The 2388-nt window shown below is 70.9% G+C and carries 3 protein-coding genes; all 3 read left to right on the top strand.

Annotation, left to right across the window (positions count from 1 at the left end):
* Window positions 1-817 (top strand): sugar phosphate isomerase/epimerase family protein (locus VNT50_RS04695; protein WP_325483944.1); only part of this gene is annotated, 817 nt, incomplete at its 5' end.
* On the top strand, window positions 814-2058 hold the full coding sequence (locus VNT50_RS04690; protein WP_325483943.1) for a Tm-1-like ATP-binding domain-containing protein: 1245 nt from the start codon (window positions 814-816) through the stop codon (window positions 2056-2058). The genes VNT50_RS04695 and VNT50_RS04690, both read left to right, overlap by 4 nt.
* Window positions 2051-2388 (top strand): creatininase family protein (locus VNT50_RS04685; protein ID WP_325483942.1); only part of this gene is annotated, 338 nt, incomplete at its 3' end. The genes VNT50_RS04690 and VNT50_RS04685, both read left to right, overlap by 8 nt.

Below are 2388 nucleotides of genomic sequence, written 5' to 3'. Positions count from 1 at the left end.
GATCTCCGGTGAACCCGCCGTCTGGGACACCGACGAGGTGAAGGGCCTGATGGACAAGCACGGGGTCGGCTGCTGGGGCTCCGTGACGCTGATGACGGGCGGGCGCGACCTCGTGCACGAGGACAAGTACGTGCGCCAGGGATCGGTCGACTACGTCAAGGACACGATGAGCCAGGTCGCGGCCTGGGGTGGCGACATCATCACGATCGTCCCCTCCACCGTGGGGAAGGTCGTGCCCATGGGCTCCCCCGAGGACGAGTGGCAGTGGGCAGTCGAGGGCCTCAAGGAGTGCCAGGCCCACGGCGAGGAGGTGGGCGTGCGCATCGGCCTCGAGCCGCTCAACCGCTTCGAGACCTATTTCATCAACCGCACCGACCAGGCCCTCGCCCTGGCCGAGGACGTGGGCGGCAATTGTGGCGTCAGCCTCGACATCTTCCACATGAACATCGAGGAGGCCGACTGGGCGCGGGCGATCCGCACCGCGGGCGACAGCCTGGTCGACTTCCACGTGGCCGACAACAACCGGATGCCCCCGGGCCAGGGTGCCATCGACTGGGAGAAGCTGATGCAGACCCTCGACGAGGTGGGCTACGACGGCTGCGTGACCGTCGAGTTCGTGGCGACCGTCGACCGCAGCCGCATCTCCGAGCGCACGGAGATCACCGACGCCTCGGAGAGCGAGAGCTCACAGGGCATGGAGCAGTTCCTGCGTGACCACGGAACCGGCACCGTCCCCGCGAAGCTCTACGACCAGTACGTGCAGGACTCGATCGACCGGCTCAAGAGGGCGGCCGAGTCCGTAGGCCAGGCCGTTTGAGCGATTCGCCGCGGATAGCGCTGATCGCCACCCTCGACACCAAGGGCGACGAGACCGCGTACGTGCGCGACCGGATCGTCGCGCTCGGCGGCGAGGCGATCGTGATCGACTCGGGCATCCTCGGCGAGGCCGCCGGCTGCGAGGCCGGCGTGTCCCGCGCCGAGGTCGCCCGCGCCGGCGGGCGCGAGCTCGACGAGGTGCGGTCGGCGGGCTCGCGCGGGGCGGCGGTGGAGCAGATGCAGGAGGGCGTGCGGGCGGTGCTCGAGGCCCTCTGGGCCGAGCGACGCGTGGACGGCGCCCTGTGCCTCGGCGGCGCCGAGGGCGCCCTGCTCGGCGCTGCGGCGATGGCCGCGCTTCCCGTCGGGGTGCCCAAGCTGATCGTCTCCCCGTCGGCCTCGGGCCGGCGGCCCTTTGGGCCGTTCGTGGGCGAGGGCGACACCCTCGTCATGCACTCGGTGATCGACATCCTCGGGATCAACCCGATCTCGCGGGCGATCTTCGACAACGCGGCCGCGGCGGTGGTTGGCATGGCCCGCGACGCCGGCCGCCCGGCCGAGGCGCTCGGCGAGCGCTGCGTGGCCATCACGATGCTCGGCCACACGACGCCCGCCGTGATGCACATGCTGCCTGCGCTCGAGGCCGGCGGTCACCAGCCGGTCGTCTTCCACGCCAACGGCGTGGGTGGCCCGGCCATGGAAAGGCTCATCGAAGCGGAGGCGATCTCCGGAGTCATCGACTTCACGCTGTCCGAGCTTGCCAATGCGATGCACCCGACCGGCATCCACGCCACCGGGCCGCGGCGCCTGACCGTCGCCGGCGAGCACGGGCTGCCGCAGGTCGTCGTACCCGGCTGCGTCGACTTCTTCAACCAGGGCGCCCGGGAGGAGCTGCCCGAGAACCTCCGCTCGCGAAAGCAGTACTTCCACAACCCCGTGGCCACGCTCGTGCGGCTGACCGCCGAGGAGGAGGCGGAGCTCGGCCGCATCGTCGCGGAGCGACTGGCCGGCGCGCGCGGCCCGGTGCAGGTGATCTGCCCCACGGGCGGCTTCTCGCTCGCCGACGTGCCCGGCGGGGACCTGTGGGACCCCGAGGCCGATGCCGCCTTCATCGACTCCCTGCGCGACTCGCTTCCCTCCCACATCGCCTTCGAAGAGGTCGACGCGCACGTCGACGATCCCGAGTTCGCCGACCTCGTCGCCGAGCGCTACCTCACCATCGCCAAGGAGGCTTCCCATGTCTGAGAACGGCCGACCCGTCTCGCACTGCCTGCTGGATCTCGCGCCTCCGGACATCGAATGGTTTCGGGAGCGCTCGGACATCGTCCTCATCCCGATCGGCTCGTGCGAGCAGCACGGAGCGCACCTCCCGCTGGGCACCGACACGATCACCGCGCTGGAGGTCTCGCGCCGCGCGGCCGAGAAGGCCGAGGTGCCCTATGCGCCGCCGTTCTGGGCGGGCTACTCGCCGCAGCACCTGCGCGACGCCGAGTCGGGCGTCGGGACGATCACGCTGCGGGCGAGCACGCTGAACGAGGCGCTGTACGACATCGCGCGCTCGCTCATCCACCACGG

Origin of the sequence: Microbacterium sp., assembly GCF_035554235.1 — a bacterium.
Lineage (GTDB): Bacteria > Actinomycetota > Actinomycetes > Actinomycetales > Microbacteriaceae > Microbacterium.
Note: the sequence above shows the minus strand (reverse complement) of the source record. Positions and strands in the feature narration are given on the sequence as shown.